This window comes from Terrabacter sp. LjRoot27 (assembly GCF_964254175.1).
Classification (GTDB): Bacteria; Actinomycetota; Actinomycetes; order Actinomycetales; family Dermatophilaceae; genus Terrabacter.
The window spans coordinates 3,340,919-3,367,401 of the sequence record NZ_CAXUSS020000001.1; the positions used below are offsets into that span (position 1 = coordinate 3,340,919).

Sequence of the window (26,483 nt, forward strand, 5' to 3'; positions counted from 1 at the left end):
TTGCCGCACAAATACTATCCGTCCCGAACCAGGGCCGTCCCGAGCGGCCGCGGCAGACCCCTCGCCAGGACGCCCGCGCCGGTGCCGCCGGCGGTCGTCAGCCGCCCAGATAGGGCGAGACGACGACCTCGACGCGCTGGAACTCCTTGACGTCGGAGTAGCCGGTCGTGGCCATGGCCCGCTTGAGGGCGCCGATGACGTTGGTCGCACCGTCGGCCTGGCGACCGGGCCCGAAGAGGATCTCCTCGATGGAGGCCTGCGTGCCGAGGGCGATGCGCTCGCCGCGCGGGAGCTGCTGGTGGTGCGCCTCGGGGCCCCAGTGGTAGCCGCCGCCCGGTGCGTCGGTGGCCCGGGCCAGCGCCGCGCCGAGCATGACGGCGTCGGCACCGCACGCGACCGCCTTGACGATGTCGCCGGACGTGCCGACGCCGCCGTCGGCGATGACGTGGACGTAGCGTCCGCCGGACTCGTCGAGGTAGTCGCGGCGCGCCGCCGCGACGTCGGCGACGGCCGAGGCCATCGGGGCGTGGATGCCGAGGGCCGTGCGCGTCGTGTGCGCCGCGCCGCCGCCGAAACCGACGAGGACGCCGGCCGCACCGGTCCGCATGAGGTGCAGCGCCGCCGTGTAGGACGCGGCGCCGCCGACGATGACCGGGACGTCGAGCTCGTAGATGAAGCGCTTGAGGTTGAGCGGCTCGGCGCGGCCCGAGACGTGCTCGGCCGAGACGGTCGTGCCGCGGATGACGAAGAGGTCGACGCCGGCGTCGACGACGGTCTTCCAGTGCTGCTGGGTGCGCTGCGGCGACAGGGCGCCGGCGACGGTGACCCCGGCCTCGCGCAGCTGGCGCAGGCGCTCGGTGATGAGCTCGGGCTTGATCGGCTCGGCGTAGATCTGCTGCATGCGGGCCGTGGCGGCCTCGGGCTCGATCTCGGCGATCTCACGCAGCTGCGCGGTCGGGTCCTCGTAGCGGGTCCACAGCCCCTCGAGGTCGAGGACCGGCAGGGCACCGAGCTTGCCGAGCACCGTCGCGCTCTCGGGCGAGACGACCGAGTCCATCGGCGCCGCCATGACCGGGATGTCGAAGTGGTAGGCGTCGATCTGCCACGACACCGAGACCTCCTCGGGGTCGCGCGTGCGCCGGGAGGGCACGACGGCGATGTCGTCGAAGGAGTAGGCGCGCCGTCCGCGCTTGCCTCGGCCAATCTCGATCTCGGTCACCGGCCGATCCTACCGACCCGGCCGGCAGCGGTCGTATGCCGTCCCGCGGGCTCCGCGGGACGGCATACGTCATCGGGTGGTGCGTCGGGCGACGCCTCGCGCGGCAATCAGCCGATCGAGTAGTTGGGCGCCTCGACGATGCCCTGGATGTCGTGCGGGTGGCTCTCCTTGAGCGAGGCCGACGTGATGCGCACGAACTGGCCCTTGTCCTGCAGCTCGGGAATCGTCCGCGCACCGACGTAGAACATCGACTGGCGGAGGCCGCCGAGCATCTGGTGGGCGACGGCCTGAAGCGGCCCGCGGTAGGCGACCCGGCCCTCGATGCCCTCGGGCACGATCTTGTCGTCGGAGTCGACCTCGGCCTGGAAGTAGCGGTCCTTGGAGTAGGACTTCTTGCCGCGCGAGCTCATCGCCCCGAGCGAGCCCATCCCGCGGTAGCTCTTGAACTGCTTGCCGTTGACGAAGATCAGCTCTCCCGGGCTCTCCTCGCACCCGGCGAGCAGCGAGCCCACCATGACGGAGTCGGCGCCCGCGACGATCGCCTTGGCGATGTCGCCGGAGTACTGCAGCCCGCCGTCGGCGATGACCGGCACCCCGGCGGCCTTGCACGCCTGGGCGGCCGCGTGCACCGCGGTGATCTGGGGCGCTCCGACGCCGGTGACGATGCGGGTCGTGCAGATGGAGCCCGGCCCGACGCCCACCTTGACGGCGTCGGCGCCGGCGTCGACGAACGCCTGCGCGCCCTCGCGGGTGGCGACGTTGCCGCCGATGACCTGGACGTGCCTCGTCGCGGGGTCGCTCTTGAGCCGGTCGACCATCTCGATGAGCAGGCGCACGTGCCCGTGGGCGGTGTCGGCGACGAGCACGTCGACGCCGGCCTCGATGAGCGTCGTCGCACGCTCCCACGCGTCGCCGAAGTAGCCGATCGCCGCACCGACCATGAGGCGGCCGTCGGCGTCGTTGCTCGCGTCGGGGAACTGCTCGCCCTTGACGAAGTCCTTGACCGTGATGAGCCCGGCGAGGTGGCCCTCGGAGTCGACGATCGGCAGGCGCTCGCGCTTGTGCTGGCGCAGCAGCGCGGTGGCCTCGTCGCGACCGATGCCGACGGGACCCGTGATGAGCGGCATCGGCGTCATGACGTCGCGCACGAGGGTCGTGGCCCACTCGGCGACGGGCGTGAAGCGCAGGTCGCGGTTGGTCACCATGCCGATGAGCTTCTTGTCGTCCCCGATGACCGGCAGGCCCGAGACGCGGTACTCGCCGCAGATCGTGTCGAGCTCCTCGAGGGTGCGGTCGGGACCGATGGTGATCGGGTTGGAGATCATCCCGGTCTGGGTCCGCTTGACGAGGTCGACCTGGTAGGCCTGGTCCTGGATGGAGAGGTTGCGGTGCAGGACGCCGAGACCGCCCTGGCGAGCCATCGCGATCGCCATGCGGGCCTCGGTGACGGTGTCCATCGCCGCGGAGATGAGCGGGGACCGGATCGACAGCTCGCGCGTGAGGCGCGTCGTCGTGTCGATGTCGTTGGGGGCGAGGTCGCTGTAGCCCGGCAGGAGCAGGACGTCGTCGTACGTCAGCCCCATCGTGGCGAAAGCAGCGGGCACGTCAGACGATCCGAGGCTCATTGCCCGATTCTACGGGCTGGCGCGGGCGCGGCCGAACGCGCCTCAGGGGGTGGGCACGACAGGCGCCGTGAGGGTGTCGACGACGCCCTCCACGCTCGAGGCGGCGCCGGATGTGGACGACTCAGAACCGCCCGAGCTGCCCGAACCGCCGGTGGGGCGCGGCTTGACCGGCCCGGTCGTCCGCGTCTTCGTCGTCGGCGCGGTGGGGGTGGTCGTGGCGAGCGTCGTCTGGGGGACGACGACGTCCGTCGTGGCCGTCGGCGTGGACGTCGGGGTCGGGGTGGGCTTCTTGCCGCCCTTGGTGCCCGCCGCGGGCTTCTTGCCGTTGTTCGTCGCCTGCGGGGTGCCGGTCTGGCTCCCCCCGGCCGTGGTGCCGCCCGAGTCGGCCGGCGTGCCGCCGGGGACCACGGCGCCTCCCGCGCCGCCCTGGCCGGTGCCGGTCTGGCCGGTCTGGCCGTTGCCGTTCGCGACCGGGCCACCACCCGGCGTCCCGGCGACGCCGGGGATCCCGTGGGTGCCGGCGGCCGCCGCGCGGCCGCGGGCCGCGACCACAGCGGCGGGCAGCAGCACGATCGTGCCGTCATCGGCGCGCGCGAGGACGAGCCCCTTGGCCTGCGTGGTGCCGGTCGTCTGGGGCAGGCCGAGGCGCGAGAGCAGCGCGCTGGGGGCACCGCTCCGGGCGCTCTCGTCCATCTTCTTGACGATGGCGGCGCGGTCGGCCTGGCTCGGTCCGTTGGACGGCAGGGTCACGGCGGCCGCGACACCGGCACCCGAGGCCGCGACCGCGAGCGCCGCGAACGCGCCGAGGTAGCGGTGCTTGTTGGCGATCCGCCGGCGTCCGGTGCGCGAGGGCAGCGGGGTGTCGGCGTGGGCCGCGAGGGCGCCGAGCAGCCCGGCGACGGGCTCGGACCCGGCATCGACGCGGCCGGCGAGGCGGTCGAGCAGCAGGTCGTCGGCGATGAGGTCGCTCATGGGAGACAGGTCGTTCATGCGACGTCACCTGCCCCGGCCTCCGCGATCATCGCGCGGAGCTTCGTCAGGGCCCGGTGCTGGGCCACGCGGATGGCGCCGGCGGACATGCCGAGCGCGGCGGCGGTCTCGTCGGTGCTCATGCCGACGGCCACGCGTAGCGTGAGGATCTCACGCTGCTGGGATGGCAGCTGCTGCATGAGGGTCATCGCCATGGCGGCGTCGTCGCGCATGACGGCGACGGACTCGGGCGAGGGCCCGTCGTCAGGGCCGTCGGGCACGTCGGCGACGGGTGCGGGTCCCCGCATCGCGGCGCGCTGGGCGTCGGCGAGCTTGCGGGAGGTGATCGTGTAGACGAACGCCTCGAAAGGCAGGCCGCGCTCCTGGTAGGTCGGCAGGGCGGTCACGACGGCCATGCACACCTCCTGGGCGACGTCCTGGGCTGTGTCCTCGGCGCCGAAGCGACCGAGGCGGACGCGGGAGTACCGCAGGGCCATGTCCCTCACGCGCGCCAGCAGGACGTCGCGTGCGTTGTCGTCACGCACGGCGAGCGCTGCAAGCTCACGAAGCGATGGAGCGTCCAACCGCTCCATCGCGCCAACGCCGCCGGGCGTTACGCCCGTGTGCGTGGACCAACCAAGACCCATGTGAGTCCTCGTCCCCCCGAACTGTCGTCTGTGCGGACGGCGCCTTCGCCTGCGCCACCGCCGGTGCTCGCGCAGAGCGGCCCCATGCTAGTGCGAACGGGCCCCTCAGGACGAGTACGGATGGTCGGATCCACCTCCTTGGACGAGCATGCCATCCAGATGGCAATTCTTGAACAAGTCCTTAAGATTCCGCTCTTTATCCGTGATCGCGTGCCCGGTTAGCGTCGATTCGGCGGCCCCGCGACCCACCACACGCACCGAGCGGGCCGGTACGACACGGCGGGCACCCCCGCCCGACCGAGAGACGAGTTCATGGCCGAGATCACCCGCTTGCCCGGACCGGTAGCCGACCTCTGGGACTGGCAGCTGGACGGGGCCTGCCGAGGCGTCAGCCCCGAGGTCTTCTTCCACCCCGAGGGCGAGCGCGGCCCGCGCCGTCGCAACCGGGACGCCCAGGCCAAGGCCGTGTGCGCCGCCTGCCCCGTCGTGGCCCAGTGCCGCTCGCACGCCCTCGAGGTCCGCGAGCCGTACGGCGTCTGGGGCGGGCTGACCGAGGCCGAGCGCGAGGTCCTCTACGACGGCATCCAGGAGGCCTCCTGACCGTCTGACGGTCGCCGGCACACGCCGCCGGCGACCCACACAACCGCTCGACCGGACCGCGAGACACGACGGGGTCGCGGAGGTCGAGACGCAGCGAGGGCCGCTCCCCGTCGGGGAGCGGCCCTCGCTGTCGTGCCGGGCGCTTCACGGCCTACGGCCGGGGCCCGTCAGGACCCCGGTCGTATGCCGTGTGGCGGGCTCGGTCAGTGACCGTGGCCGTGGCCGTGGCCGCCGGCCGCGGGCTCCTCGTTCTCGGGCTTGTCGACGACGAGCGTGTCGGTCGTGAGGATCATCGACGCGATGGACTCGGCGTTGCGCAGCGCGGAACGGGTGACCTTGACCGGGTCGATGACGCCGGCGGCGATGAGGTCGCCGTACTCGCCCGTCGCGGCGTTGAGGCCCTGGCCGATGGGCAGCTCGGCCACCTTGGAGGTGACGACGTAGCCCTGGAGGCCGGCGTTCTCGGCGATCCAGCGGAGCGGCTCGGCGACGGCCTTGCGCACGATGGACGCGCCCGTGGCCTCGTCACCGGTCAGCTCGAGGGCGTCGATGGCCGACGCGGCGTGGATGAGGGCGGTGCCGCCACCGGCGACGATGCCCTCCTCGATGGCCGCGCGGGTCGCCGAGATGGCGTCCTCGATGCGGTGCTTCTTCTCCTTGAGCTCGACCTCGGTGTGCGCGCCGACCTTGATGACGCAGACACCGCCGGCGAGCTTGGCGAGGCGCTCCTGGAGCTTCTCGCGGTCCCAGTCGGAGTCGGTGCGCTCGATCTCGGCCTTGATCTGGTGGACGCGACCGGAGACCTCGGACTCGTCGCCCGCGCCGTCGATGATCGTCGTGTTGTCCTTGGTGAGGACGACGCGGCGGGCCTGGCCGAGGACGGTCAGGTCGGCCTGGTCGAGGCTGAGGCCGACCTCGGGCGCGATGACCTGGCCACCGGTGAGGATGGCGAGGTCCTGGAGCATGGCCTTGCGGCGGTCGCCGAAGCCGGGGGCCTTGACGGCCGCGACGTTGAACGTGCCGCGGATCTTGTTGACGACGAGCGTCGAGAGGGCCTCGCCGTCGACGTCCTCGGCGATGATGAGCAGCGGCTTGCCGGACTGCACGACCTTCTCGAGGACCGGGAGCACCTCGGCGACCGAGGAGATCTTGCCCTGGTTGATGAGCACGTAGGCGTCCTCGAGGACGGTCTCCATGCGCTCGGTGTCGGTGACGAAGTAGGCCGAGAGGTAGCCCTTGTCGAACTGCATGCCCTCGGTGAACTCGAGCTCGGTCGCCGTCGTCGAGGACTCCTCGACGGTGATGACGCCGTCCTTGCCGACCTTGTCGAACGCCTCGCCGATGAGGCCACCGAGGGTGGCGTCCTGGGCGGAGAGCGTGGCGACGGAGGCGATCTCGTCCTTGCCGTCGACCTCGCGGGCGTTCTCGAGGAGGCGGTCGTTGACCGCGGTGACGGCCTTGTCCATGCCGCGCTTGAGCGCGGCCGGGGCGGCGCCGGCGGCGACGTTGCGCAGGCCCTCCTTGACCATGGCCTGGGCGAGCACGGTCGCGGTCGTCGTGCCGTCACCGGCGACGTCGTTGGTCTTGGTCGCGACCTCCTTGGCGAGCTGGGCGCCGAGGTTCTCGTAGGGGTCCTCGAGCTCGATCTCGCGGGCGATGGTCACGCCGTCGTTCGTGATCGTGGGGGCGCCCCACTTCTTGTCGATGACGACGTTGCGGCCCTTCGGGCCGAGCGTCACCTTGACGGCGTTGGCGAGCGCGTCAACGCCGCGCTCGAGCGACTTGCGGGCGGAGTCGTCGAACTCCAGCTGCTTGGCCATGGTGTTCCTTTGGCTCGGGTTGCTTTGCGGTTGCTGTGATTCGGTCGAACGAGACGCACCCCGGGGAGACCCCAGCGGGGCTCACCGGGGTGCGGTCACGGCATACGGCTGGGTCAGCCGACGATGGCGAGGACGTCGCGCGCGGAGAGGATCAGGAACTCCTCGCCGCCGTACTTGACCTCGGTGCCGCCGTACTTGCTGTAGATGACCTTGTCGCCGACCTTGACGTCGAGCGGGACGCGCTCGGTGCCGGTGTCGTTGAAGCGGCCGGGGCCGACAGCGAGGACCTCGCCCTCCTGGGGCTTCTCCTTGGCCGTGTCCGGGATGACGAGGCCGGATGCAGTGGTCTGCTCGGCCTCGAGGGACTTGACGACGATGCGGTCTTCGAGCGGCTTGATGGAAACCGACACGGTGGTGACCTTCCCTTCGGGACAGTCGGAAAACTGACTACGGACTGTGGGCTCTTCGAGGCTGGCCGCCGTCGCGGGGGTCGACCTCCCTCGAGGAGGGTGCTGGCACTTTCAGGTCGAGAGTGCCAACAAGATGAAATCTAGGTTTGTCATTAGCACTCGGTCAAGTCGAGTGCCAGATTCGTCGGCGCGCCGCGGCCCGGTCGGGCGCACCCACGGGCGCTGGCAGGATGAGTCCATGGACGCCGCCATGGTCGATCGCCTCTCCGCAGGTGAGGGCTGGGCGCTGCTCCAGTCGCTGCCTCCCTACGACGAGGACGGCTCGCTGCACCTGCAGGGTCGGCTGCGCGAGGCGGGCTTCGCGGCCGACCTCGTCGCGGCCGCCATGACCCAGTCGCGGCTGCGCTCGCGCGGTATCGAGAAGTTCGGTGACTTCGCCGCCGGCATGCTCTTCACCCCCGACGGCCTCGAGCAGTCGACGCGCCTCGCGATCGCCGCACGCCACGCGCACCGGTACGCCGCGGCCGGGGTCCGCGACGTCTACGACCTCGGCTGCGGGCTCGGCGCCGACGCGATGGCGTTCGCCGGCCTCGACCTCACGGTCCACGCCGTCGACGCCGACGACACGACCGCCCGCATCGCCGCGGTCAACCTGCGCCACTGGCCGTCCGCGCGGGTCACGCACGGGCTCGCCGAGGACGTACGCCTGCCGCAGGGTGAGGGCCGACGGCACCTCGGGCTGTGGCTCGACCCGGCCCGCCGCGTCACCGGGGTCGCCGACATCACCGGGCGCACCAAGCGCGTCTTCTCCCTCGACGCCATCTCGCCGTCGTGGTCCCAGGTCCTCGACTTCGCCGAGCAGGTCCCGGCGACGGGCGCCAAGCTCTCCCCCGCGTTCCCCCACGGGTCGGTCCCGTCGGGGGCCGAGGCACAGTGGACGTCGTGGCACGGCGAGGTGCTCGAGTGCGCGGTGTGGTGGGGCCCGCTCGTCGCGACCCCGGGGCGCACCGCCGCCGTGTGCACCGAGACCTCGACCGCCGTCGTCACCGAGCAGGACGCGGCCGACGGCGGCCAGAGACCCGGGCTCGGGTCGGTCACCGACATCGGCGAGTGGCTCTACGAGCCCGACCGGGCCGTCATCCGGGCCGGTCTCACGGGCGCCCTCGTGGCGGCCGTCGACGGAGCCGAGCTCGCGACGGGCGTCGGCTACGTCTCGAGCGGCGTCGCGCGCGAGCTGCCGTGGGCGCGGCGCTTCCGGGTCGTCGAGGCGATGCCCCTGTCGACGAAACGCCTCGCCCGTTGGCTCCGCGACCACGGCCACGACCGGGTGACGATCAAGAAGCGCGGCGTGACGCTCGACGCCGACCTGCTGCGCCGACAGCTGAAGATGACCGGCCGGGGCAAGGGCGGGTCCGAGGCGACGCTCGTGCTCACACGCGTCGGCGGCGGCCAGGTCGCCCTCGTCGTCACCCCCGCCTGACCGGCAGCCCCGGCTGACCGGCGCCCCCGGTGCCAGGGCGACCGCCACCGCTCGCGGCGTGGAGCGTCGGCGGGCGCCCGTCTCCGACGTGGCGTTCCAGCGTCAGCGGCCCGCCGCCGATGCCGCTCCCGGCAACGGACGCCTCGGCGCTCCTCGACTGAGCGCGACGGCCGCCACGGGCCTCAGGCGATGGCGACGTAGAGCGCGTGCAGGGCGCTCCACGTGGCGTCCCAGTCCGCCATCGCAGCACCCGCGACGTCCGACTCCAGGCGACGCACGTAGGTGTCCCAGCCCGCGGCATACCCCGCCGCCTGGGTGCCGGTGAGCCGCTCGTGCCGCAGGTGCAGGCGGGCGCCCTCCCCGTCGGCGATGACCTCGGCGGTGACGACCGACCGCACGTCGCCGAGCGGCCACTCCCAGACGAGCCGGCTCGGCGCCTCGCACGCCACCACGCGGCACACCGGGGTGTCGGCGTCGTCGAAGTGGATGGTGAAGTCGCCACCGGGTCGCAGGTCACCCGCCACCGGGGCGAACCACCGCGCGAGGCGGTCGGGCTCGGTGCACGCACGCCAGAGGTCGTCGGGCGACGTCGCGTAGTGCCGGTCGAAGACGACCGCCACCTCCTCGCCGTCTTGCTCGATCCGGCCCAGCACCTGCGTCAGCTCGCTCATCGGTGTCCCTGTCCCTGTCGTCGGGCCCGCGCGCCGCGGGCGATCTCGGTGTCGAGGGCGTCGAGGCGCTGCCCCCAGAACGAGCGGACCTCACGGCACCACTGCTCGACCTCGTCGAGGGCGCCCGGCGTCAGCCGGTAGACGCGCCGCTGGCCGGCCGCCTCGGCCTCGACGACGCCGGCCTCGCGCAGCACCCGCAGGTGCCTCGAGATGCCGGGCCGCGAGGCGTCGAAGAGCGCCGCGACCTCGCCGGCCGTCAGCTCCTCACGCGCGAGGTGCTCGACGATGGTGCGCCGCGTCGGGTCGGTCAGTGCTTCCCAGGTCCCGCTCACGAGTGAAGAGTAACTCGTGAGTTATGTAACGCGCAAGGTACGTCTGGTCCCCAGCACGCCGAGTAGGTAGCGACCCACCGGGATCGGATCCCGGTGGGTCGTGACCTGTTCGGTGTGTTGCGGGGTCGGGTGGGGTCAGAGGGCGGCGTCCGGCTGTGCCCCGACCCACCGCACGGCGGCCGCGCCAGCCGCGTTGGCCGCCTCGAGAGCAGCCTGACGGTCCGCTCCCCCGGCGAGCGCCGCGGCGAGCGCCCCGCAGAACGCGTCCCCGGCACCGACCGTGTCACCGAGGTCGTGCTGCGCGACGGGTATGCCGTCGACGCCGTCCATCCCCCAGCGCGCGCCCGCTGCCCCGAACGTCACGAGCAGCGACTGCGGCAGGAGGTCGGAGTCGGCGAGGTCGCGCATCTCGGACTCGTTGACGACGACCGGGTCGGCGAGCGCGACGACGTCGGGCGGCAGGGCGGCATACGGGGCGAGGTTGACGACGACGCGTGCGCCCGCTGCGTGCGCCGCCCGGGCGGCGTCGGCCAGGGTGTCGAGGTGCACCTCGAGCGAGCAGAGCAGCACGTCGCCCGGGCCGAGTCGTCCGGCCCGCTCGACGAGCGCGGGGTCGCGTTCGCCGTTCGCGCCGGCCACGACGATGATCGAGTTCTCGCCCTGCTCGTCGACGGTGATGAAGGCCGTGCCCGTCGGGGCGCTGTCGCTCGTCGATACGGCCGCGGTGTCGATGCCGAGTCCGGCGAGGCGGTCGAGGTAGGCGCGGCCGGGTCCGTCGTCTCCGACCCGGGCGAGCATCGACACGGCTGCCCCGGCCCGGGCAGCCGCCGCGGCCTGGTTGCCGCCCTTGCCGCCCGCGAAGGTGCCTCCCGCCTCACCGAGCAAGGTCTCCCCGGGCACGGGGTGACGCTCGACGAGGGTCACGACGTCGACGTTGAGCGAGCCGAGGACCGCCACTCGGCCCATCAGCGCTCCCCGACCCGCCCGAGCAGGGTGTCCGCCCAGAGGCGGGCGTACCGGGCGCCGTCGACCTCGAGCGCGACGTCGACCCGCACCGGCGCCTCGCCGTGCGGGTCGTGGGCCATGTCGCCGCTCCAGTCGCGCCGGTCGACGATCGTGCGTCCCCGCGACCACGTGCCGGCCAGCTCGACGCGCAGTGGCAGCGGCTCGGTCCGCACGCCGGCGCGGTCGACGACGACGCAGACCGCGCCGGCGTCGCCGATGGTCGAGGCGGGGCGCTCGAAGCGGGCGTTCTGGAAGCGGATCAGGCTGCCGGCGAGCTCGGCCGGGCCGCGCCCACCGACGGCGACGAGCTCGTCGGCGAGCTCGGCCGACACGACGGGCTCGTAGAAGACGTCGAGGCCGTACATCGTCACGGGGATGCCGAGGTCGGCCGCCGCGTCGAGGGCGATCGCCGCCGCCTCGGGGTCGTGGAAGACGTTGAACTCGGCCGAGGCGGTCGCGTTGCCGACGTTGGCGGCGCCGCCCATGAAGACGATCTCCGCGATGCCCGCCACGACGTCCGGATAGGTCCGGAGCAGCAGGGCGATGTTCGTCAGCGGCGCGAGGGGCACGAGCGTGACCGGCCGGTTCTCCGCCGCGGCCTCACGGCACACGTCACGGAGCAGCTCGACGGCGTGGCGCGGGTCGGCCCTCAGGGCAGCCGGCGGCCAGCCCAGGTCGGCCATGCCGTCGTCGCCGTGCACGTGGCGGGCGTCGACGGGCGACTCCAGCAGGGGGCGCTCGGCGCCGCGGCCCACCGGGACGTCCGTGCGCCCCGCGGTCTCGAGGACGAGCAGGGTGTTGCGCACGACGTCGTCGACGGGCGCGTTGCCGCCGACGCACGACACCGCGCGCAGGTCGAGGGCCGGGTGCAGGGCGGCGAGGAGCAGGGCGCAGGCGTCGTCGACACCGGTGTCGACGTCGAGCACGATCGGGGTGGGTTCGGTCGTCACAGCGGCAACGTACCGGTTCGGCCGCCCGTCGCTGCCACCGCGAGGACGACCGGCGGCCGGGGATAGGCTCGAACGATGCGCCCGAGCCACAGCCGACGCCCGTCCACCACCCGGTGGGTCGTCCTCGCGGCCGCCGTGACGTCCGTCGCGGCCGCCTGCTCCTCTGCCCCACAGACCGGCACACCGTCGGTGGCCGGGACCACCGCGCCCTCCTCGACGTCGGCATCGACCGCGCCGTCGACGAGCGCGTCCCCGTCGACGACCAGCGCTCCCGCCCCGACGACCACCACGCCGTCGGCTCCCGCCTCCTGCGCGCCCGCGATCGTCGAGGGCATGGACGACGACGAGCGTGCCGGACAGCTGCTCATGGTCGGTCTCGACAACGGCGCGAGCCGCACGAGCCTCGACGCACTCGTGGCCCGCCGCCACCTCGGCGGAGTCATCCTCCTCGGTGGCTGGGACGGCGGCACCGAGCGCGTCCGCGCGACGACCCGCCACCTCGCCACGCTCGCCTCGGAGGAGGACACCGCCGGCCTCGGCCTGCTCATCGCGGCCGACCAGGAGGGCGGGGCCGTCCAGCAGCTGCGCGGCGACGGCTTCAGCCGTATGCCGTCCGCCCGAGTCCAGGACCAGGGCTCGGCCCGCGCCCTCACCGCCGACGCCACACGCTGGGCGACCCAGCTGCGCACCGCGGGCATCAACGTCAACCTCGCGCCGGTCGCCGACACCGTGCCGACGTCGATCGGGCGCGACAACGGGCCGATCGGGCAGTACGACCGGCAGTTCTCGAGCGACCCCGAGCGCAACTCACGCATGGTCGGCGCCTTCATCGCCGGCATGCGCGCCGGGGGCGTCGCCTCGACGGTCAAGCACTTCCCCGGCATCGGCCGCATCACCGGCAACACCGACGTCACGGCCCGCGGCATCACGGACCGCACGACGACGGTCGACGACCCCTACCTCGAGCCGTTCCGCACCGGCATCCAGGACGGCGTCGAGCTCGTCATGGTCGGCTCTGCCATCTACAGCCGCATCGACCCGGACACCAACGCCGTCTTCTCGAAGCCCGTCGTCACCGACCTGCTCCGCGACCGCCTCTCCTACGACGGGGTCGTCATCACCGACGACGTGGGCGCCGCGAAGGCCGTCGCCGACGTGCCCGTCGGCGCGCGCGCCACCCGCTTCGTCGAGGCCGGTGGCGACATCACCCTGACCGCCCGCCCGGCGACGGTCCCCACCATGCACGACGCCCTGACGAAGAAGATGAACGCGAGCCCCGCCTTCGCGCGACAGGTCCAGGCCGCCGCGACGAGAGTCGTCGACCTCAAGCTCCAGATGGGCCTGGCCCGCTGCCCCTAGCCCCGGACCGCGACACCCCCAGACGCAGGGCCCCCAGAACCGGCCCCGACATCACGACCCGTCCCACCGAACCGTAACCTCCTCAGGCGTGAACCGCCGACCGAGCCTGGCTGCAGAGCCGCTGCGGCCCGGTCACACCCAGCCAGGAAGAGAGAGTGCCGGGCGGGCCCAGGAGCAACGCGCCGGGTGCGCAGTGCGACAGGCCGAGAGGTGGGCAGCCGTTCGTCCGCGCGGCATCGAAGGCGGCAGCGTGCCCCTGCAAGGCCACGTGCCCGCATACGCCGCCTTCGCTCGACGCCGCGCGGGCGAACGGGTGCCCGCCGCCCCCAGGACGCACGCTCGACGAGACCCAACCCAGCGGGCAGTGACGAGAACTACGCCTGGACGAGAGTGACCGGCATCGACGAGTCGGTAGGAAGCCCGAGGTCGCTGGGCTCGCGCCCCTTCGCCACCATCTGCGCCCCGAGCGCCGCGACCATCGCCCCGTTGTCGGTGCACAGCCCGGGACGGGGCACACGCAGGGTGACGCCGGCCCTGGCGCACCGCTCCTCGGCGAGCGCACGCAGCCGCGAGTTGGCCGCGACGCCGCCGCCGATGAGCAGGTGGTCGACGTCGTGCTCCTTGCAGGCCAGCAGCGCCTTGCGCGTCAGGACGTCGACGACGGCCTCCTGGAAGCTCGCAGCGACGTCGGCGACCGGCACGGTCTCGCCGGCGCGCTGTCGGGTCTCGACCCACCGCGCGACGGCCGTCTTGAGTCCCGAGAAGGAGAAGTCGAAGCGGTGGCGCTCCATGTCGCGGCCGGTGGTGAGCCCGCGGGGGAAGTCGATGGCGATCCGGTTGCCTTCTCGCGCAGCACGATCCACGTGCGGGCCTCCCGGGAAGGGCAGACCGAGCACGCGCGCGACCTTGTCGAAGGCCTCGCCGGCCGCGTCGTCCATCGTCGAGCCGAGCGAGCGCACGTCGTTGGTGACGTCGGGCACGAGGAGCAGCGAGGAGTGCCCGCCGGAGACGAGCATCGCCATCGTGGGCTCGGGCAGCGGGCCGTGCTCGACGATGTCGACGGCGACGTGGGAGGCGAGGTGGTTGACCCCGTAGATGGGCTTGCCCAGGGCGAGCGCGAGGGCCTTGGCCGAGGCGACGCCGACGAGGAGGGCCCCGGCGAGGCCGGGACCCGAGGTGACCGAGATGGCGTCGAGGTCGCGCAGCTGCACACCGGCCTCCCGGCAGGCGCGCTCGATGGTCGGCACCATGGCCTCGAGGTGGGCGCGGCTCGCGACCTCGGGCACGACGCCGCCGAAGCGGGCGTGCTCCTCGACGCTGCTCGCGACCGTGTCGACGAGGAGCGTCTGCCCGCGGACGATGCCGACACCGGTCTCGTCGCAGGACGTCTCGATGCCGAGGACGAGGGGCTCGTCGCTCATGCGTCTCCCTTCGTGACGAGGAGGCGCATGACGAGCGCGTCCACGTTGCCTGGTTGGTAGTAGCGGCGGCGCACCGAGATGACCTCGAAACCGGCCCGGTCGTAGAGGCGCCTCGCCGCGTCGTTGTCGGCGCGCACCTCGAGCAGCACCGCGTCGACACCCCGGGCCGTGGCGCGGCGGACGAGCTCGGCGAGCAGGACGCGCCCCGTGCCGCGGCCCTGGTGGCCGGGGGTCGTGGCGATCGTCATGACGTCGGCCACGTCTCCTGCGACGTCGAGGCCGGCATACCCGGCGATGGCGCCGTCGGGGGTCGCGGCGACGACGTAGTCGCGACGCGGACGGCCGGCGAGCTCGCTCCACCACGTCGCCTCGGACCACGCGTCGTCGGCGAAGAGCTGCTGCTCGAGCGTGGCGAGGTGAGCGAGGTCGGTCCACTCGAGGTCGCGCAGCACGACCTCCGCGCCGGGGTGCGTGTGCGGCTGCGCCACGGTCATCCGAGGGTCGACTTCGTGGAGGGCGGGGCGGGCGCGGCGTCGGGTCGGCGCAGGTAGAGCGGCTCGAGACCGTCGAAGCCGTGGCCGGGGTCGACCTGCTGCAGCTCACCGCCGGGTGCGGTCTCGCGCAGGCGGCGGACCGCGAGGTCGGCGAGCGCTCCCCCGCTGACGTCGAGCGGCGCCACCGCGTGCGGGAGCGCCTCGCCGTAGAGGGTCGGGCCGCGTCCCGCCGTGGGCAGCGCCCGGGTCTCGGCGGGCAGGTCGGCCGCTCGGGACACGGCAGGCTCGGTCACGCGGTCGGCCCGGGCGTCCCCGAGGAGGTACGCGGCGGCATACACCTCCTTGCGGCGGGCGTCGGTCGCGACGAGCAGGTCGCCGCGCCGGCCACCGAGCCACGCCTCGTGCGCGATCGCGTCGAGGCTCGTCAGCCCGCGCACGGGCAGGCCGAGGGCGAAGGCGAACGTGCGGCCGGTGACGATGCCGACGCGCAGGCCGGTGAACGGCCCCGGGCCGATGCCGACGACGACGTCGGTGACGTCGCCGGGCTCGGCGCCGGCCGAGCTCAGTGCGTCGCGGATGTTGGGCGCGAGGTGCTCGGCGTGCGCGCGTGCGTCGAGCGTCGTGGCCTCCGCGACGACCGAGCTGCCGTCGTGCAGGCCGACGGTGATGGCGGTCGTGGAGGTGTCGATCGCGAGCAGGAGCACGTCGGTCAGGCTATCCGAGCAGCCGCGGGCTCCCCGAACCCGTGCCGCTCACGTATGCCGTCCGCTCGGCCCGCCCGGCCGCAGTCAGGTCGCGGGCGCCACGGCGTCCAGGACGTCGTCCCAGCGCTCACCCACCCCGACGAGCCGCGCCGTGCGCACGTCGTCGCCGGTGATCGTCAGCTCGAGCCGCGACTCGCTCAGCTGCTCGGCGAGGCCCGCACCCCACTCGACGACGGTCACGCTCGCGTCGAGGTCGGCGTCGAGGTCGAGGTCGTCGAGCTCGAGGGCGCTGCCGAGGCGGTAGGCGTCGACGTGGACGAGCAGCGGTCCGCCGACGAGCGACGGATGCACCCGCGCGATGACGAAGGTCGGCGACGTGATGGGCCCGCGCACGCCGAGGCCCTCGGCGATGCCCTGCGTCAGCGTCGTCTTGCCGGCACCGAGGTCGCCGGTGAGGACGAGGACGTCGCCACCGCGCAGCAGGGCGCCGAGGCGGCGGCCGAAGTCCTGGGTGTCGTCGGTGGTGGCCCAGCGGACCTCACGCTCCACGTGCTCAGGCCCCCTTGCTGCGCGCCTGCTTGGCGCGGCCGGAACGGACGAGCTCGGCAGCCTCCTTCTCGAGGCGGCGCTGACGGCGGTTCTTCGCGACGTCGGTGACGATGCGACGCACCCGCGGCTGCTTGTCGACCTCGATCTGCTCGGCCCGCGCCCGTGCCGACTGGTCGACGAGCTGCACGAGGTGGGCGTTGAGCAGGTCGGGGTGCTCGAGCATGATGACGTGTCCGGCGTCGTTGACGACGATGTGCTCGGCGCCAGGGATGCCCTCGACGATGAGCTCGCTGTGCGACGGCGGCGTGAGGATGTCGTCGCGGCCGTTGAAGACGAGGACGACGGCGTGCCGGAACTCGAGCAGGGCGGGCCGCTTGTCGAAGCCGTCGAACGTCTGGAGGTAGTCGTTGACGACGTCGAGCGGCGTGCCGAGGAGGATGTCGCTCGTGTAGCGCACGACCGAGCGGGGCACCGGCGAGGCGAACGAGTTCTGCTCGACCATGAAGTGCTCGATGTCGCGCCCGACGCGCCGGATCCGGGTGAAGAGCTCGGGCCGGCTGCTCAGCGGACCGAGCACGCCCGGTCCGAGGCGCTCGAGCATGAGGCGGCCGAAGGTCGCGGTGCGGCCGCCGTTGGCCAGCATGATGCCCCCGGGGCTGGTCGCGACGAACGCGGCGCCGACGACCCGGTCGACGACGAACCGCGGGTGCTGCTCCCCGAGCGCGAGCATCGTCATGCCACCCATCGAGTGGCCGACGAGGACGAGGTCGCCGTCGGGCACGAGCTCGGTGATGACGGTGTGGAGGTCCTGACCGAGCCGGTCGATGGTGTAGCTGTCCTTCTCGCCGCGACCCGACATGCCGTGGCCGCGCTGGTCCCAGCTGACGACGCGGTAGCCGGCCTCCTTGAGGGCCCGCCGCTGGTAGACCCAGCAGCGCAGGCTGAGGCAGTAGCCGTGCGTCAGCACGACGGTCGGCAGCTCGTCGGGACGTCCGTGGCGGGTGGTGCCGTCGGCGGCGGTCCCGGCCGCTGCGGCGGAGGGCAGGTCGATCTCGACGTGGAGCGGGACGCCGTCGTCGGTGAGCACGACGTGCTCCTCGTCGGGCGTGATGTCGAGCAGCTCGGGGGTCTCCAGGGCCGCCATCGCGGCCCGGTGCTTACCGGCGCGGTCGGCGGCGATGCCCGCGGCCACCCCGGCGGCGACGCCGAGGGTCGCGGCGGCGATGCCGAGGACGGGGTTGCGGCGCGGGCTCATGCACGACCCTCCGGGTCCCCGACGTAGAGCCTGGGGACACGCGCCCCGAGCCGCGTCACGATCTCGTAGCTGATGGTGTCGGTCGCGTCGGCCCACTCCTGGGCCGTGGGCTCGCCCGGTGCCCCGCCGAAGAGCGTCACGACGTCGCCGGCCCGCGCCTGCGAGGCCGGCCCGAGATCGACGACGAACTGGTCCATGCAGACGCGGCCCGCGATGGTGGTGCGGCGCCCGTCGACGAGGAGCGGCCCGACGTTGGTCGCGTTGCGCGGGACCCCGTCGGCGTAGCCGGCCGGCACGAGCCCGACGACCGTGTCGACCTCCGGGACGTACGCGTGGCCGTAGCTGATCCCCTGCCCCGCCGGCAGCGCCTTGACGAGGGCGAGGCGGGCGCGGAGCGTCATGACCGGACGCAGGCCGAAGTCGTCGTCGACCTGCGGCACCGGGGTGAGGCCGTACATCGCGATCCCGGGCCGCACGAGGTCGGCGTGGGCCGACGGGTGCACGAGCGTCGCGGCGGAGTTGGCGAGGTGGCGCACCTCGGGGCTCAGCCCGGCCTGCTCGGCCTCGGTGACGGCCTCGAAGAAGCGCTCCTGCTGCGCGAGCACCGTGGGGTGCTCGGGTGAGTCGGCATGGGCGAAGTGGGTCCACACACCGACGACCGTGACCGAACCCTCCTCCTCGACGCGGCGGGCGTGCTGCACGAGCGTGGTCCAGTCGCTGCCGTAGGCACCCCCGCGTCCGAGCCCGGTGTCGACCTTGAGGTGGACGCGGGCGGTGCGGCCGAGCGCGGACGCCGCGGCGGCGATCTCGTCGAGGACCCAGGGCGCCGAGGCGGAGAGGTCGATGTCGCGCTCGACGGCGCCGCGGAAGTCCGAGCCGGGGACGGTGAGCCAGGTCAGCAGGCGGGTCGTGATGCCGGCGTCGCGCAGGGCGAACGCCTCGGCGAGCTGCGCCGCGCCGAGCCAGGTGGCACCGCCGCGCACCGCGGCGCGCGCGACCGGCAGCAGCCCGTGGCCGTAGGCGTCGGCCTTGACGACGGCCATGAGCGCGGAGGCGGGCGCGAGGGCGCGCAGGGTGCGCACGTTCGCCTCGAGCGCGGCGAGGTCGATCTCGGCCCACACCGTCAGGCCGTGGGTCTCCGGGGCGGCGGGGCGCCCGCCCGCGGCGGGCGTCGCGGTCCGCTCGGCGTCGGAGGCGTCGATCTGGCTCATCGGTTCAGTCTCGCAGTTCGTCTGGGTGGTCCGGGTGCGGGGCTCCGCGTGCGGGACGCGGGGGCCGGGCTCACCCGGGCGCGGACCGTCCCCGGGCCAACAGGTCGCGCACCGTCGGTCGTATGCCGTGGGCCACGGCGAGCGCTCGCAGCGGGCCACCGCCGGAGACCCGGTCGGCCGTGACACCGTGGACGAGTGCGCCGAGCGAGGCCGCGTCGTGCGGGGAGAGTCCCGTCGCGAGCAGGGCGCCGATGACGCCGGAGAGCACGTCGCCCGCCCCCGCCGTGGCGAGCCACGGCGGCGCGTCGGCCTGGGAGCGCACCGGCACGTCCCCGTGGCTGACGACGAGCGTCGTGGCTCCCTTGAGCAGCACGGTGCCGCCGATGAGGCCGGCGAGGTCGCGGGCGGAGCGCAGTGGGTCGGCCGTGACGTCGGCCGCGCTGATCTCGACCTCGTCGGGGCCGGCGTCGGGCCGGACCATCCGTGCCAGCAGACGGCCGAGCTCTCCGGCGTGCGGGGTGACGACGGTCGGCGCGTCGCGCCAGCCCTCGATGAGGTCGAGCCCGCCCGCGTCGATGACGACGGGCAGGTCGGACGCGAGGGCGGCCCGGGCCACCGCGACCTGGGCCTGCGCCTCCGGGCCGGTGGCCGTGACGTCGAGACCCGGGCCGATGACCCAGGCCTGCACCCGACCGTCGCCCATGACCGCCTCGGGCACGGCTGCTCGCACGAGGCCGGTCGGGGTCGGGGTGCCGACGTAGCGCACCATGCCGACGCCGGCCTCGACGGCCGCCGTGACGCTGAGCACGGCGGCGCCGGAGTAGGACTCTCCGCCCGCGACGACGCCGAGGACGCCACGGGAGTACTTGTCGTCGCCGCGCGAGGGCACGGGCCAGAGGGCCGCGACGTCGTCCCAGGTGAGCCGCTCGACGGCGGCCGGCACGTCGGTGACGTCGACGCCGATGTCGATGACGGTGAGGCGGCCGGTCGCGGCCTCACCGGCGGGCAAGAGGTGGGCCGGCTTCGGCGTGCCGAAGGTGACGGTCTCGTCGGCCCAGACGGCGTCGTGGTCGTCGGACTCGCCCTCGGGGTCGAGTCCGCTCGCGACGTCGACGGCGATGACCCACGCGTCGTCGTCGACGGCGTCGACGAGGGCCGCGGCCTCGGGACGCAGCCCGGGTCGCCCGCCGATGCCCACGATGCCGTCGAGCACGAGGTCGGCCTCGGCGACGACGGCCACGGCGGCTGCCGGGTCGTCGGCGGCGACGTGGACCATGACTCCCGCGGACTCGGCCGCCGCGAGGCCGTCGGCGTGCACGCCCTCCCGCCCCGACGGGGGTAGCAGCACCACGGCGCACGGGAAGCCGGCCTCGCTCAGCAGGCCCACGGCATACAGGGTGTCGCCGCCGTTGTCACCCGCGCCGACGAGGCCGACGACGGTCGCCTCGTCGGAGTCCTCGAGGCGCGCTGCGGCCACCTGCGCCAGGCCCTGCGCGGCGCGGGACATCAGCTCACCGTCGGGCAGCAGGGCCATGGCGGCGGCCTCGGCGGCACGGACGGCCTCGACGGAGTGTGCGCGGATCATCAGCCCTCCGCGATGACGACGGCCGACGCGACACCCGCGTCGTGCGACAGGGACACGTGGAAGGAGTCGACGCCGAGGTCGTTGGCCCGGGCGAGGACGGTGCCGCCGATCTCGAGCGAAGGGCGGCCGTCGTCGTTCGTCACGACCCGGGCATCGGTCCAGTGCAGGCCGACCGGTGCTCCGAGCGACTTGGCGAGCGCCTCCTTGGCGGCGAAGCGCGCGGCGAGCGAGGCGATGCCGAGGTGGCGCTCCTCGACCGTGAAGAGCCGCTCGCGCAGCGCCGGGGTGCGCTCGAGGGTGGACTCGAAACGCGCGATGTCGACGACGTCGATCCCGACCCCGACGATCACGTCACTCGACCGTGACCGACTTGGCGAGGTTGCGCGGCTGGTCGACGTCGAGGCCCTTGGCCGTCGAGAGCCAGAGTGCGAAGACCTGGAGCGGCACGACCGTCAGCAGCGGCGCGAGCAGCGGGGAGGTAGCGGGCACCCGGATGACCTCGTCGGCGAAGGGCTCGACGGACTCGTCACCCTCCTCGGCGATGACGAGGGTGCGGGCGCCGCGGGCGCGGATCTCCTGGATGTTGCTGACGACCTTGCCGTGCAGACCGTGCTCGCTCGTCGGCGACGGCACGACGACGAAGACCGGCTGGCCCGGCTCGATGAGCGCGATCGGGCCGTGCTTGAGCTCACCGGCGGCGAAGCCCTCGGCGTGGATGTAGGCGAGCTCCTTGAGCTTGAGCGCGCCCTCCATGGCGATCGGGTAGCCGACGTGGCGCCCGAGGAAGAGGACCGAGCGGGTGTCGGCCATGAACTTCGCGATCTCCCTGACCCGGCCCATCTGGCCGAGCAGGGTCTCGATCTTGGCGGGGACGCCGCTCAGCTCCTTCATGACGGACTGCGCGTCGTCGGCGAACGAGCCGCCGCGCAGCTGCGCGAGGTAGAGGCCGAGGACGTAGCAGGCGGTGATCTGCGCGAGGAAAGCCTTCGTCGAGGCGACGGCGATCTCGGGGCCGGCGTGCGTGTAGAGCACGGCGTCGGACTCGCGCGGGATCGTCGAGCCGTGCGTGTTGCACACGGAGACGGTGATGGCGCCGAGCTCGCGGGCGTGCTTGACGGCCATGAGGGTGTCCATCGTCTCGCCCGACTGGCTGATCGAGACGACGAGGGTGCGCTCGTTGACGATGGGGTCGCAGTAGCGGAACTCGTGCGCGAGGGCGACCTCGACGGGGATGCGCGTCCAGTGCTCGATGGCGTACTTGGCGACCATGCCGGCATACGCGGCGGTGCCGCACGCGACGATCGTGATGCGGTCGACGGAGCGCAGCTGCTCCTCCGAGATGCTCATCTCGTCGAGGACGAGGCGTCCCTCGGCGTCGGTGCGCCCGAGGAGGGTGTCAGCCACGGCGTGCGGCTGGTCGTGGATCTCCTTCTCCATGAACGTCGCGTAGCCGCCCTTCTCGGCAGCCGCGGCGTCCCAGGTGACCTCGTACGCCTTGCCCTCGGCGGGCGTGCCGTCGAAGTTGATGACGCTGGCGCCGTCGGGCGTGATCGTGACGATCTGGTCCTGGGCGAGCTCGAGCGCGTGCCGCGTGTGGCCGATGAAGGCCGCGACGTCGGAGCCGAGGTAGTTGGCGTCGTCGCCGAGGCCGACGACGAGCGGGCTGTTGCGGCGGGCGCCGACGACGACGCCCGGCTGGTCGGCGTGGATCGCGAGGAGCGTGAACGCGCCCTCGAGGTCGGCGACGACGGCGCGCATGGCGTCGGTCAGGTCGTGCTCGCGCTCGTAGGCGGCGGCCACGAGGTGGGCGACGACCTCGGTGTCGGTCTCGCTCGTGAACTCGACGCCGTCGGCCAGCAGGCCCTTCTTCAGGCTGTGGAAGTTCTCGATGATGCCGTTGTGGATGAGGGCGAGCTTGCCGTCCCTGCCACCGCGGTGCGGGTGGGCGTTCTGGTCGGTCGGACCGCCGTGCGTGGCCCAGCGGGTGTGGCCGATGCCGGTCGTCGACGACGGCATCGGGTGCGCCTCGAGCTCGGCCGTGAGGTTGGCCAGCTTGCCCGACTTCTTGCGGGTCTCGACGTGGTCACCGTCGAGCAGCGCCACGCCTGCCGAGTCGTAGCCGCGGTACTCCAGACGCGCCAGACCCTCCATGACGACGTCGAGCGCCGTCCCGTCGTCGGTCCGCCCGACGTATCCCACGATTCCGCACATGAGGTCCAGCCTAGGGGACCGTGCAGGGGCCCAACGCCACCCCCGGCCCCGGCGTCCGACAGAATGTCGCTCGTGTCGGAGCCATCCAGCGGTACCGGCGGGAACGGCGGCAACGGCGCCAACGGGACCGCGATCCCGTCGCCGTACGTCGAGTTCGACCGAGCCGCCTGGTCCCGGTTGCGCGAGAACCACCCGCTCAACCTCGACGACGCCGACCTCGCGCGGCTGCGCGGCCTCGGCGACCGCGTCGACCTCAACGAGGTCGAGGAGGTCTACCTCCCCCTCTCGCGCCTGCTCAACTTCTACGTCGGCGCCACCCGCCAGCTGCACCAGGTGACGAGCGACTTCCTCGGCGAGCGCCCGGCCAAGACGCCGTTCGTCATCGGCGTCGCCGGCTCGGTGGCCGTGGGCAAGTCGACGACCGCCCGCATCCTGCGCGAGATGCTCGCGCGCTGGCCCGACACCCCGCGCGTCGCCCTCGTCACGACCGACGGCTTCCTCTTCCCCAACGCCGAGCTCGAGCGCCGGGGCATCCTGCAGCGCAAGGGCTTCCCCGAGTCCTACGACCGGCGCGCCCTGCTCCGCTTCGTCGCCGAGATCAAGTCGGGCCGGGCCGAGGTGACCGCCCCGGTCTACTCGCACCTGACCTACGACATCGTCCCCGGTGAGCGCATCGTCGTGCGCCAGCCCGACGTGCTGATCGTCGAGGGCCTCAACGTGCTCCAGGCGCCCGAGGTGCACCCCGTGCGCGGGACCGGCCTCGCGGTCAGCGACTTCTTCGACTTCTCGGTCTACGTCGACGCGTGGGTCGACGACGTGCGCAAGTGGTACGTCGAGCGCTTCCTGCGCCTGCGGGAGACGGCGTTCTCGGACCCCGACTCCTACTTCCACCGCTACGCGGTGCTCAGCGACGACGAGGCCGTCGCGACCGCCAACCGGATCTGGCGCGAGATCAACGGCCCGAACCTCGTCGAGAACATCCTGCCGACCCGCTCGCGGGCGAGCCTCGTGCTGTCCAAGGGCGACAACCACGAGGTGCGCCGGGTGCGCCTGCGCAAGATCTGACCGTCGGGCCCACAGAGCCCACAGAGCACGTATGCCGGGTGGCGGGCTCCCGATGGAGCCGGCCACCCGGCATACGGCTGGGTCAGGTCAGGTCAGTACCAGTGCGGCGAGCGCGCCTGCCAGGTCGACCAGGCGTTGCACGGGTTGCCGTAGGACATCTCGATGTACCAGAGGCCCCACTTGATCTGGGTCAGCGGGTTGGTGCGGTAGTCGGCACCGAACTGCGCCATCTTGCGGGCCGGCAGCGACTGCGGGATGCCGTAGGCCCCGGAGCTGGGGTTCTCGGCGAACCAGCGCCAGTCGCTCTCGCCGGTCCACAGGTTGACGAGGCAGTTGTACTGCGCGTCGCTCGTCCAGCCGTGGTCGGCCATGAGCACCCGGGCCGCCGCCTGCGGGTCGTCCTTGGCGTTGTCGATGGCGCGCTGGCGCTCCTTGGCGCGCTCGGCCTTGGCCGCCTTCTCGCGGGCCAGCTCGGCCTGCTTGGCGGCTTCCTTCTTCTTCTTGGCCTCGAGCTCCTTGGCCGTGCGCAGGCCGGTGGCCGCGATGGCGGTGCGGCGCTCGTTGCGCGAGACGGAGGCGGCGGCGCGATAGGTCGTGTCGACCGTCGAGGCGCGGGCCAGCTCGTCGGTCTGGGCGACGACACCGCTGCCGACGACGAAGGCGGCCGCGTCGGCGCCGATGAGGTTGGTGGCCTTGGCGTAGGCGAACCCGGAGGCCCCGAGGCCGAGCGCGAGCGCCCCGGCAAGGAGCGGTCGGCCGACGTGGCGCTTGCGCGAGGACGACGTCGTGTGGCGGCTGCTGCGCGTCGCGTGCGGCTGACCCGACGGGTGTCGGGCCTCGGGACCGCTCACGGCGTCGCGGCGGTCAGGGCCGGCGGTGGCACGGGCAGCGGCAGGGGTGACGGGGATGGCACGCGTCGGGTCGAAAGCCCGCCGGGCCCCCTGGGTCGAGCCGGACGAGCCGGACGAGCCGGACGAGCCGGACGAGCCGGACGAGCCGGACGAGCCGGACGAGCCGGTCGAGCCGGTCCCGACGGTCGAGCTGGTCGAGGTGCGGGTCACCGGTCGGGGGCTGGGGGGGACGGCTGGAGACGTCTCGGGGTGGACGCGGCCGGACCGCGCCGAGGGAGTGGCGGGGTTCGGGCGCGGAGCGGTCGAGGGAGCCGGAGCGTTGCGGTGCCGGCCTTCATACCGTGCCATGAACAGACGTCACGCCTTCCTGTGTCGAGGGGGGTGCCCGGCGCGTGCGTCTGCGGGCGCTGGCCCGTCGACGGCTGCGCCCGACGTGTGGAGGGTGATCCAGGCGCCGATCGCGCTCACACCCCGACGTGAGCGTTACCGTTCCGAGATCTTTCAACCTCACACGGTGCCAGCCGACCGCATCAGGAGCAAGTCGGTGTCCACCGTCGAGGAGTGGTTCAGGGGTCGTGGCGAGTGGTCCAGCGCACAGCGTCCCCGAGTCGCGTGCTCGGGGATCGCTGTGCGACCTGTGACTCAGGTCACATCTCGAGACCTTCGAGCATGTCGGTGACGAGCGCCGCGATGGGGCTGCGCTCGCTCCGCGTCAGCGTGACGTGGGCGAAGAGCGGGTGGCCCTTGAGCTTCTCGATGACGGCGGCCACCCCGTCGTGCCGGCCCACCCGGAGGTTGTCGCGCTGGGCCACGTCGTGGGTGAGCACGACCTTGCTGTTCTGCCCGATGCGCGACAGCACGGTGAGGAGCACGTTGCGCTCCAGCGACTGCGCCTCGTCGACGATGACGAACGCGTCGTGGAGGGAGCGGCCGCGGATGTGCGTCAGGGGCAGCACCTCGAGCAGACCGCGGTCCATGATCTCCTCGACGACCTCGGTCGAGACGAGCGCGCCGAGGGTGTCGAAGACGGCCTGGCCCCACGGGTTCATCTTCTCCTGCTCCGTGCCGGGCAGGTAGCCGAGCTCCTGGCCACCGACGGCGAAGAGCGGGCGGAAGACGAGGACCTTGCGCTGGGCCCGGCGCTCCATGACCGACTCGAGGCCGGCGCAGAGCGCGAGCGCCGACTTGCCGGTGCCGGCCCGTCCGCCGAGGCTGACGATGCCCACGTCGGGGTCGAGGAGCAGGTCGAGGGCGATCCGCTGCTCCGCGCTGCGACCGTGCAGGCCGAACGCGTCGCGGTCGCCGCGCACGAGCCGGATCTGCTTGTCGGCGCCGACCCGCCCCAGACCGCTTCCCCGCGGCGAGAGCAGGACGAGGCCGGTGTGGCACGGCAGCTCGGCGGCACCGGCGTGCTCGATGCGGCCCCGGTCGTAGAGCTGGTCGAGCTCCTCGCTGCTGACCTCGAGCTCCTGCAGGCCGGTCCAGCCCGAGTCGACGCCCTGCTCGTGGCGGTACTCCTCCGCCTCGAGACCGCAGGCCGAGGCCTTGACGCGCATCGGGAGGTCCTTGGACACGATGGTGACGTCCGCGCCCTCGTTGGCGAGGTTGCGCGCCACGGCGAGGATCCTCGTGTCGTTGTCGCCGAGGCGGAAGCCGGCGGGCAGCGACGACGGGTCGGTGTGGTTGAGCTCGACGCGCAGGGTGCCGCCGTCGGTGCCCACGGCGACCGGCTTGTCGAGGCGACCTTCGCTGACGCGGAGGTCGTCGAGCAGGCGCAGGGCCTGGCGGGCGAAGTAGCCGAGCTCCGGGTGGTGCCGCTTGCCCTCGAGCTCGGTCACCACGACGACCGGGAGCACGACCTCGTGCTCGGCGAAGCGGAGCATGGCGCGGGGGTCGGACAGCAGCACCGACGTGTCGAGGACGTACGTCTTGTGCTCGGGCTCGCGTTCGCGGGCCGTCGTGCGCGTGGAGGCGCGTGTCGTGGCGCGTGTGGAGGCCGCGGCCGGCTTGGTGTTCGTGCTGGCGGGGTCCGACGTGACCTGACGGGTCG

Annotated in this window: 26 protein-coding genes; 4 read left to right on the plus strand and 22 right to left on the minus strand. The window is 73.0% G+C overall.

The window, feature by feature from the left end; translation table 11 throughout:
- Positions 1-97: 97 nt before the first annotated feature.
- The 4 genes from ACSQ2D_RS15440 to ACSQ2D_RS15455 all read right to left on the minus strand — a co-directional run bounded on the left by ACSQ2D_RS15440 (position 98) and on the right by ACSQ2D_RS15455 (position 4,358).
- The gene (locus ACSQ2D_RS15440; RefSeq protein ID WP_435986818.1) at positions 98-1,219 is read right to left on the minus strand and encodes a GuaB3 family IMP dehydrogenase-related protein; all 1,122 of its coding nucleotides are present in this window, start codon (positions 1,217-1,219) and stop codon (positions 98-100) included.
- Positions 1,220-1,326: 107 nt separating this feature from the next.
- Positions 1,327-2,844 carry an IMP dehydrogenase gene (gene guaB / locus ACSQ2D_RS15445; protein ID WP_435986819.1) on the minus strand — a complete coding sequence of 506 codons (1,518 nt, stop codon included), beginning with the start codon at positions 2,842-2,844 and terminating at the stop codon, positions 1,327-1,329.
- A 42-nt stretch (positions 2,845-2,886) separates the two neighbouring features.
- Positions 2,887-3,834, minus strand: a complete 948-nt coding sequence (locus ACSQ2D_RS15450) for a hypothetical protein (protein ID WP_435986820.1) — start codon at positions 3,832-3,834, stop codon at positions 2,887-2,889.
- Positions 3,831-4,358 carry a sigma-70 family RNA polymerase sigma factor gene (locus ACSQ2D_RS15455; RefSeq protein WP_435986821.1) on the minus strand — a complete coding sequence of 176 codons (528 nt, stop codon included), beginning with the start codon at positions 4,356-4,358 and terminating at the stop codon, positions 3,831-3,833. The genes ACSQ2D_RS15450 and ACSQ2D_RS15455 overlap by 4 nt, the downstream gene beginning before the upstream one ends.
- A gap of 414 nt (positions 4,359-4,772) precedes the next feature.
- Here ACSQ2D_RS15455 and ACSQ2D_RS15460 point away from each other — a divergent pair, with 414 nt between their 5' ends.
- Positions 4,773-5,060, plus strand: coding sequence for a WhiB family transcriptional regulator (locus ACSQ2D_RS15460; RefSeq protein WP_020144864.1), 288 nt, complete (start codon positions 4,773-4,775; stop codon positions 5,058-5,060).
- 203 nt (positions 5,061-5,263) lie between these two features.
- On the opposite strand, the gene groL is transcribed toward ACSQ2D_RS15460, so the two are convergent.
- Both groL and groES read right to left on the minus strand, forming a co-directional pair.
- Positions 5,264-6,880, minus strand: coding sequence for a chaperonin GroEL (gene groL, locus ACSQ2D_RS15465; protein WP_435986822.1), 1,617 nt, complete (start codon positions 6,878-6,880; stop codon positions 5,264-5,266).
- Positions 6,881-6,993: 113 nt separating this feature from the next.
- Positions 6,994-7,290 carry a co-chaperone GroES gene (gene groES / locus ACSQ2D_RS15470; protein WP_020144866.1) on the minus strand — a complete coding sequence of 99 codons (297 nt, stop codon included), beginning with the start codon at positions 7,288-7,290 and terminating at the stop codon, positions 6,994-6,996.
- Between the two features lie 238 nt (positions 7,291-7,528).
- On the opposite strand from groES, the gene ACSQ2D_RS15475 reads away from it, so the two are divergent.
- Positions 7,529-8,770 carry a THUMP-like domain-containing protein gene (locus ACSQ2D_RS15475; protein ID WP_435986823.1) on the plus strand — a complete coding sequence of 414 codons (1,242 nt, stop codon included), beginning with the start codon at positions 7,529-7,531 and terminating at the stop codon, positions 8,768-8,770.
- 182 nt (positions 8,771-8,952) lie between these two features.
- Here ACSQ2D_RS15475 and ACSQ2D_RS15480 read toward each other — a convergent pair whose 3' ends face one another.
- The 5 genes from ACSQ2D_RS15480 to ACSQ2D_RS15500 form a co-directional block, all read right to left on the minus strand.
- Positions 8,953-9,441, minus strand: coding sequence for an SRPBCC family protein (locus ACSQ2D_RS15480; RefSeq protein WP_435986824.1), 489 nt, complete (start codon positions 9,439-9,441; stop codon positions 8,953-8,955).
- Positions 9,438-9,773: a metalloregulator ArsR/SmtB family transcription factor gene (locus ACSQ2D_RS15485; protein WP_435986825.1), complete on the minus strand. Its 336-nt coding sequence runs from the start codon at positions 9,771-9,773 to the stop codon at positions 9,438-9,440. The genes ACSQ2D_RS15480 and ACSQ2D_RS15485 overlap by 4 nt, the downstream gene beginning before the upstream one ends.
- A 135-nt stretch (positions 9,774-9,908) precedes the next feature.
- Complete coding sequence (locus tag ACSQ2D_RS15490; protein WP_435986826.1) at positions 9,909-10,739, minus strand: PfkB family carbohydrate kinase; 831 nt, start codon at positions 10,737-10,739, stop codon at positions 9,909-9,911.
- Complete coding sequence (locus ACSQ2D_RS15495) at positions 10,739-11,728, minus strand: nucleoside hydrolase (protein WP_435986827.1); 990 nt, start codon at positions 11,726-11,728, stop codon at positions 10,739-10,741. The genes ACSQ2D_RS15490 and ACSQ2D_RS15495 overlap by 1 nt, the downstream gene beginning before the upstream one ends.
- Complete coding sequence (locus tag ACSQ2D_RS15500) at positions 11,725-12,063, minus strand: hypothetical protein (RefSeq protein WP_435986828.1); 339 nt, start codon at positions 12,061-12,063, stop codon at positions 11,725-11,727. The genes ACSQ2D_RS15495 and ACSQ2D_RS15500 overlap by 4 nt, the downstream gene beginning before the upstream one ends.
- Between ACSQ2D_RS15500 and ACSQ2D_RS15505 the strand changes: the two genes are divergently transcribed.
- Positions 12,062-13,087 (plus strand): glycoside hydrolase family 3 N-terminal domain-containing protein, encoded by a 1,026-nt coding sequence (locus ACSQ2D_RS15505; RefSeq protein ID WP_435986829.1) that lies wholly within the window; start codon positions 12,062-12,064, stop codon positions 13,085-13,087. The two genes, ACSQ2D_RS15500 and ACSQ2D_RS15505, sit on opposite strands and share 2 nt — an antisense overlap.
- 374 nt (positions 13,088-13,461) lie before the next feature.
- Here ACSQ2D_RS15505 and tsaD read toward each other — a convergent pair whose 3' ends face one another.
- The 9 genes from tsaD to glmS all read right to left on the minus strand — a co-directional run bounded on the left by tsaD (position 13,462) and on the right by glmS (position 22,517).
- Entirely contained in the window at positions 13,462-14,508 is a 1,047-nt protein-coding gene (gene tsaD, locus ACSQ2D_RS15510; protein WP_435986830.1) for a tRNA (adenosine(37)-N6)-threonylcarbamoyltransferase complex transferase subunit TsaD, read from the minus strand.
- On the minus strand, positions 14,505-15,002 hold the full coding sequence (gene rimI / locus ACSQ2D_RS15515) for a ribosomal protein S18-alanine N-acetyltransferase (RefSeq protein WP_435986831.1): 498 nt from the start codon (positions 15,000-15,002) through the stop codon (positions 14,505-14,507). Before rimI ends, tsaD begins: the two co-directional genes overlap by 4 nt.
- The gene (tsaB, locus tag ACSQ2D_RS15520; RefSeq protein WP_435986832.1) at positions 14,999-15,706 is read right to left on the minus strand and encodes a tRNA (adenosine(37)-N6)-threonylcarbamoyltransferase complex dimerization subunit type 1 TsaB; all 708 of its coding nucleotides are present in this window, start codon (positions 15,704-15,706) and stop codon (positions 14,999-15,001) included. Before tsaB ends, rimI begins: the two co-directional genes overlap by 4 nt.
- An 84-nt stretch (positions 15,707-15,790) precedes the next feature.
- Positions 15,791-16,255 carry a tRNA (adenosine(37)-N6)-threonylcarbamoyltransferase complex ATPase subunit type 1 TsaE gene (tsaE, locus tag ACSQ2D_RS15525; protein WP_435986833.1) on the minus strand — a complete coding sequence of 155 codons (465 nt, stop codon included), beginning with the start codon at positions 16,253-16,255 and terminating at the stop codon, positions 15,791-15,793.
- 4 nt (positions 16,256-16,259) lie between these two features.
- Positions 16,260-17,510, minus strand: coding sequence for an alpha/beta fold hydrolase (locus tag ACSQ2D_RS15530; protein ID WP_435986834.1), 1,251 nt, complete (start codon positions 17,508-17,510; stop codon positions 16,260-16,262).
- Complete coding sequence (gene alr / locus ACSQ2D_RS15535; protein ID WP_435986835.1) at positions 17,507-18,721, minus strand: alanine racemase; 1,215 nt, start codon at positions 18,719-18,721, stop codon at positions 17,507-17,509. The genes ACSQ2D_RS15530 and alr overlap by 4 nt, the downstream gene beginning before the upstream one ends.
- A 70-nt stretch (positions 18,722-18,791) precedes the next feature.
- A complete protein-coding gene (locus tag ACSQ2D_RS15540; protein WP_435986836.1) occupies positions 18,792-20,306 on the minus strand; it encodes a bifunctional ADP-dependent NAD(P)H-hydrate dehydratase/NAD(P)H-hydrate epimerase in 1,515 nt (504 codons plus the stop codon).
- The gene (locus tag ACSQ2D_RS15545; RefSeq protein WP_435986837.1) at positions 20,306-20,656 is read right to left on the minus strand and encodes a holo-ACP synthase; all 351 of its coding nucleotides are present in this window, start codon (positions 20,654-20,656) and stop codon (positions 20,306-20,308) included. Before ACSQ2D_RS15545 ends, ACSQ2D_RS15540 begins: the two co-directional genes overlap by 1 nt.
- 1 nt (position 20,657) lies before the next feature.
- Entirely contained in the window at positions 20,658-22,517 is a 1,860-nt protein-coding gene (gene glmS / locus ACSQ2D_RS15550; protein WP_435986838.1) for a glutamine--fructose-6-phosphate transaminase (isomerizing), read from the minus strand.
- A 63-nt stretch (positions 22,518-22,580) separates the two neighbouring features.
- Between glmS and coaA the strand changes: the two genes are divergently transcribed.
- The gene (gene coaA, locus ACSQ2D_RS15555; RefSeq protein ID WP_435986839.1) at positions 22,581-23,582 is read left to right on the plus strand and encodes a type I pantothenate kinase; all 1,002 of its coding nucleotides are present in this window, start codon (positions 22,581-22,583) and stop codon (positions 23,580-23,582) included.
- 92 nt (positions 23,583-23,674) lie between these two features.
- Here the strand turns inward: coaA and ACSQ2D_RS15560 are convergent, their stop codons facing one another.
- Complete coding sequence (locus tag ACSQ2D_RS15560) at positions 23,675-24,643, minus strand: lytic transglycosylase domain-containing protein (RefSeq protein WP_435986840.1); 969 nt, start codon at positions 24,641-24,643, stop codon at positions 23,675-23,677.
- A gap of 437 nt (positions 24,644-25,080) precedes the next feature.
- The gene (locus ACSQ2D_RS15565) at positions 25,081-26,316 is read right to left on the minus strand and encodes a PhoH family protein (protein WP_435987861.1); all 1,236 of its coding nucleotides are present in this window, start codon (positions 26,314-26,316) and stop codon (positions 25,081-25,083) included.
- Positions 26,317-26,483: the final 167 nt, after the last annotated feature.

Bases quoted from the DNA above. Each gene is read 5' to 3' on its own strand.
- guaB (WP_435986819.1), bottom strand. From the start codon at position 2,844: ATGAGCCTCGGATCGTCTGACGTGCCCGCTGCTTTCGCCACGATGGGG.
- ACSQ2D_RS15450 (WP_435986820.1), bottom strand. From the start codon at position 3,834: ATGAACGACCTGTCTCCCATGAGCGACCTCATCGCCGACGACCTGCTG.
- ACSQ2D_RS15460 (WP_020144864.1), top strand. From the start codon at position 4,773: ATGGCCGAGATCACCCGCTTGCCCGGACCGGTAGCCGACCTCTGGGAC.
- groL (WP_435986822.1), bottom strand. From the start codon at position 6,880: ATGGCCAAGCAGCTGGAGTTCGACGACTCCGCCCGCAAGTCGCTCGAG.
- ACSQ2D_RS15475 (WP_435986823.1), top strand. From the start codon at position 7,529: ATGGACGCCGCCATGGTCGATCGCCTCTCCGCAGGTGAGGGCTGGGCG.
- ACSQ2D_RS15480 (WP_435986824.1), bottom strand. From the start codon at position 9,441: ATGAGCGAGCTGACGCAGGTGCTGGGCCGGATCGAGCAAGACGGCGAG.
- ACSQ2D_RS15490 (WP_435986826.1), bottom strand. From the start codon at position 10,739: ATGGGCCGAGTGGCGGTCCTCGGCTCGCTCAACGTCGACGTCGTGACC.
- ACSQ2D_RS15505 (WP_435986829.1), top strand. From the start codon at position 12,062: ATGGACGACGACGAGCGTGCCGGACAGCTGCTCATGGTCGGTCTCGAC.
- ACSQ2D_RS15500 (WP_435986828.1), bottom strand. From the start codon at position 12,063: ATGCCCTCGACGATCGCGGGCGCGCAGGAGGCGGGAGCCGACGGCGTG.
- tsaD (WP_435986830.1), bottom strand. From the start codon at position 14,508: ATGAGCGACGAGCCCCTCGTCCTCGGCATCGAGACGTCCTGCGACGAG.
- rimI (WP_435986831.1), bottom strand. From the start codon at position 15,002: ATGACCGTGGCGCAGCCGCACACGCACCCCGGCGCGGAGGTCGTGCTG.
- ACSQ2D_RS15530 (WP_435986834.1), bottom strand. From the start codon at position 17,510: ATGAGCCCGCGCCGCAACCCCGTCCTCGGCATCGCCGCCGCGACCCTC.
- alr (WP_435986835.1), bottom strand. From the start codon at position 18,721: ATGAGCCAGATCGACGCCTCCGACGCCGAGCGGACCGCGACGCCCGCC.
- ACSQ2D_RS15540 (WP_435986836.1), bottom strand. From the start codon at position 20,306: ATGATCCGCGCACACTCCGTCGAGGCCGTCCGTGCCGCCGAGGCCGCC.
- glmS (WP_435986838.1), bottom strand. From the start codon at position 22,517: ATGTGCGGAATCGTGGGATACGTCGGGCGGACCGACGACGGGACGGCG.
- coaA (WP_435986839.1), top strand. From the start codon at position 22,581: ATGTCGCTCGTGTCGGAGCCATCCAGCGGTACCGGCGGGAACGGCGGC.
- ACSQ2D_RS15565 (WP_435987861.1), bottom strand. From the start codon at position 26,316: ATGCTCCGCTTCGCCGAGCACGAGGTCGTGCTCCCGGTCGTCGTGGTG.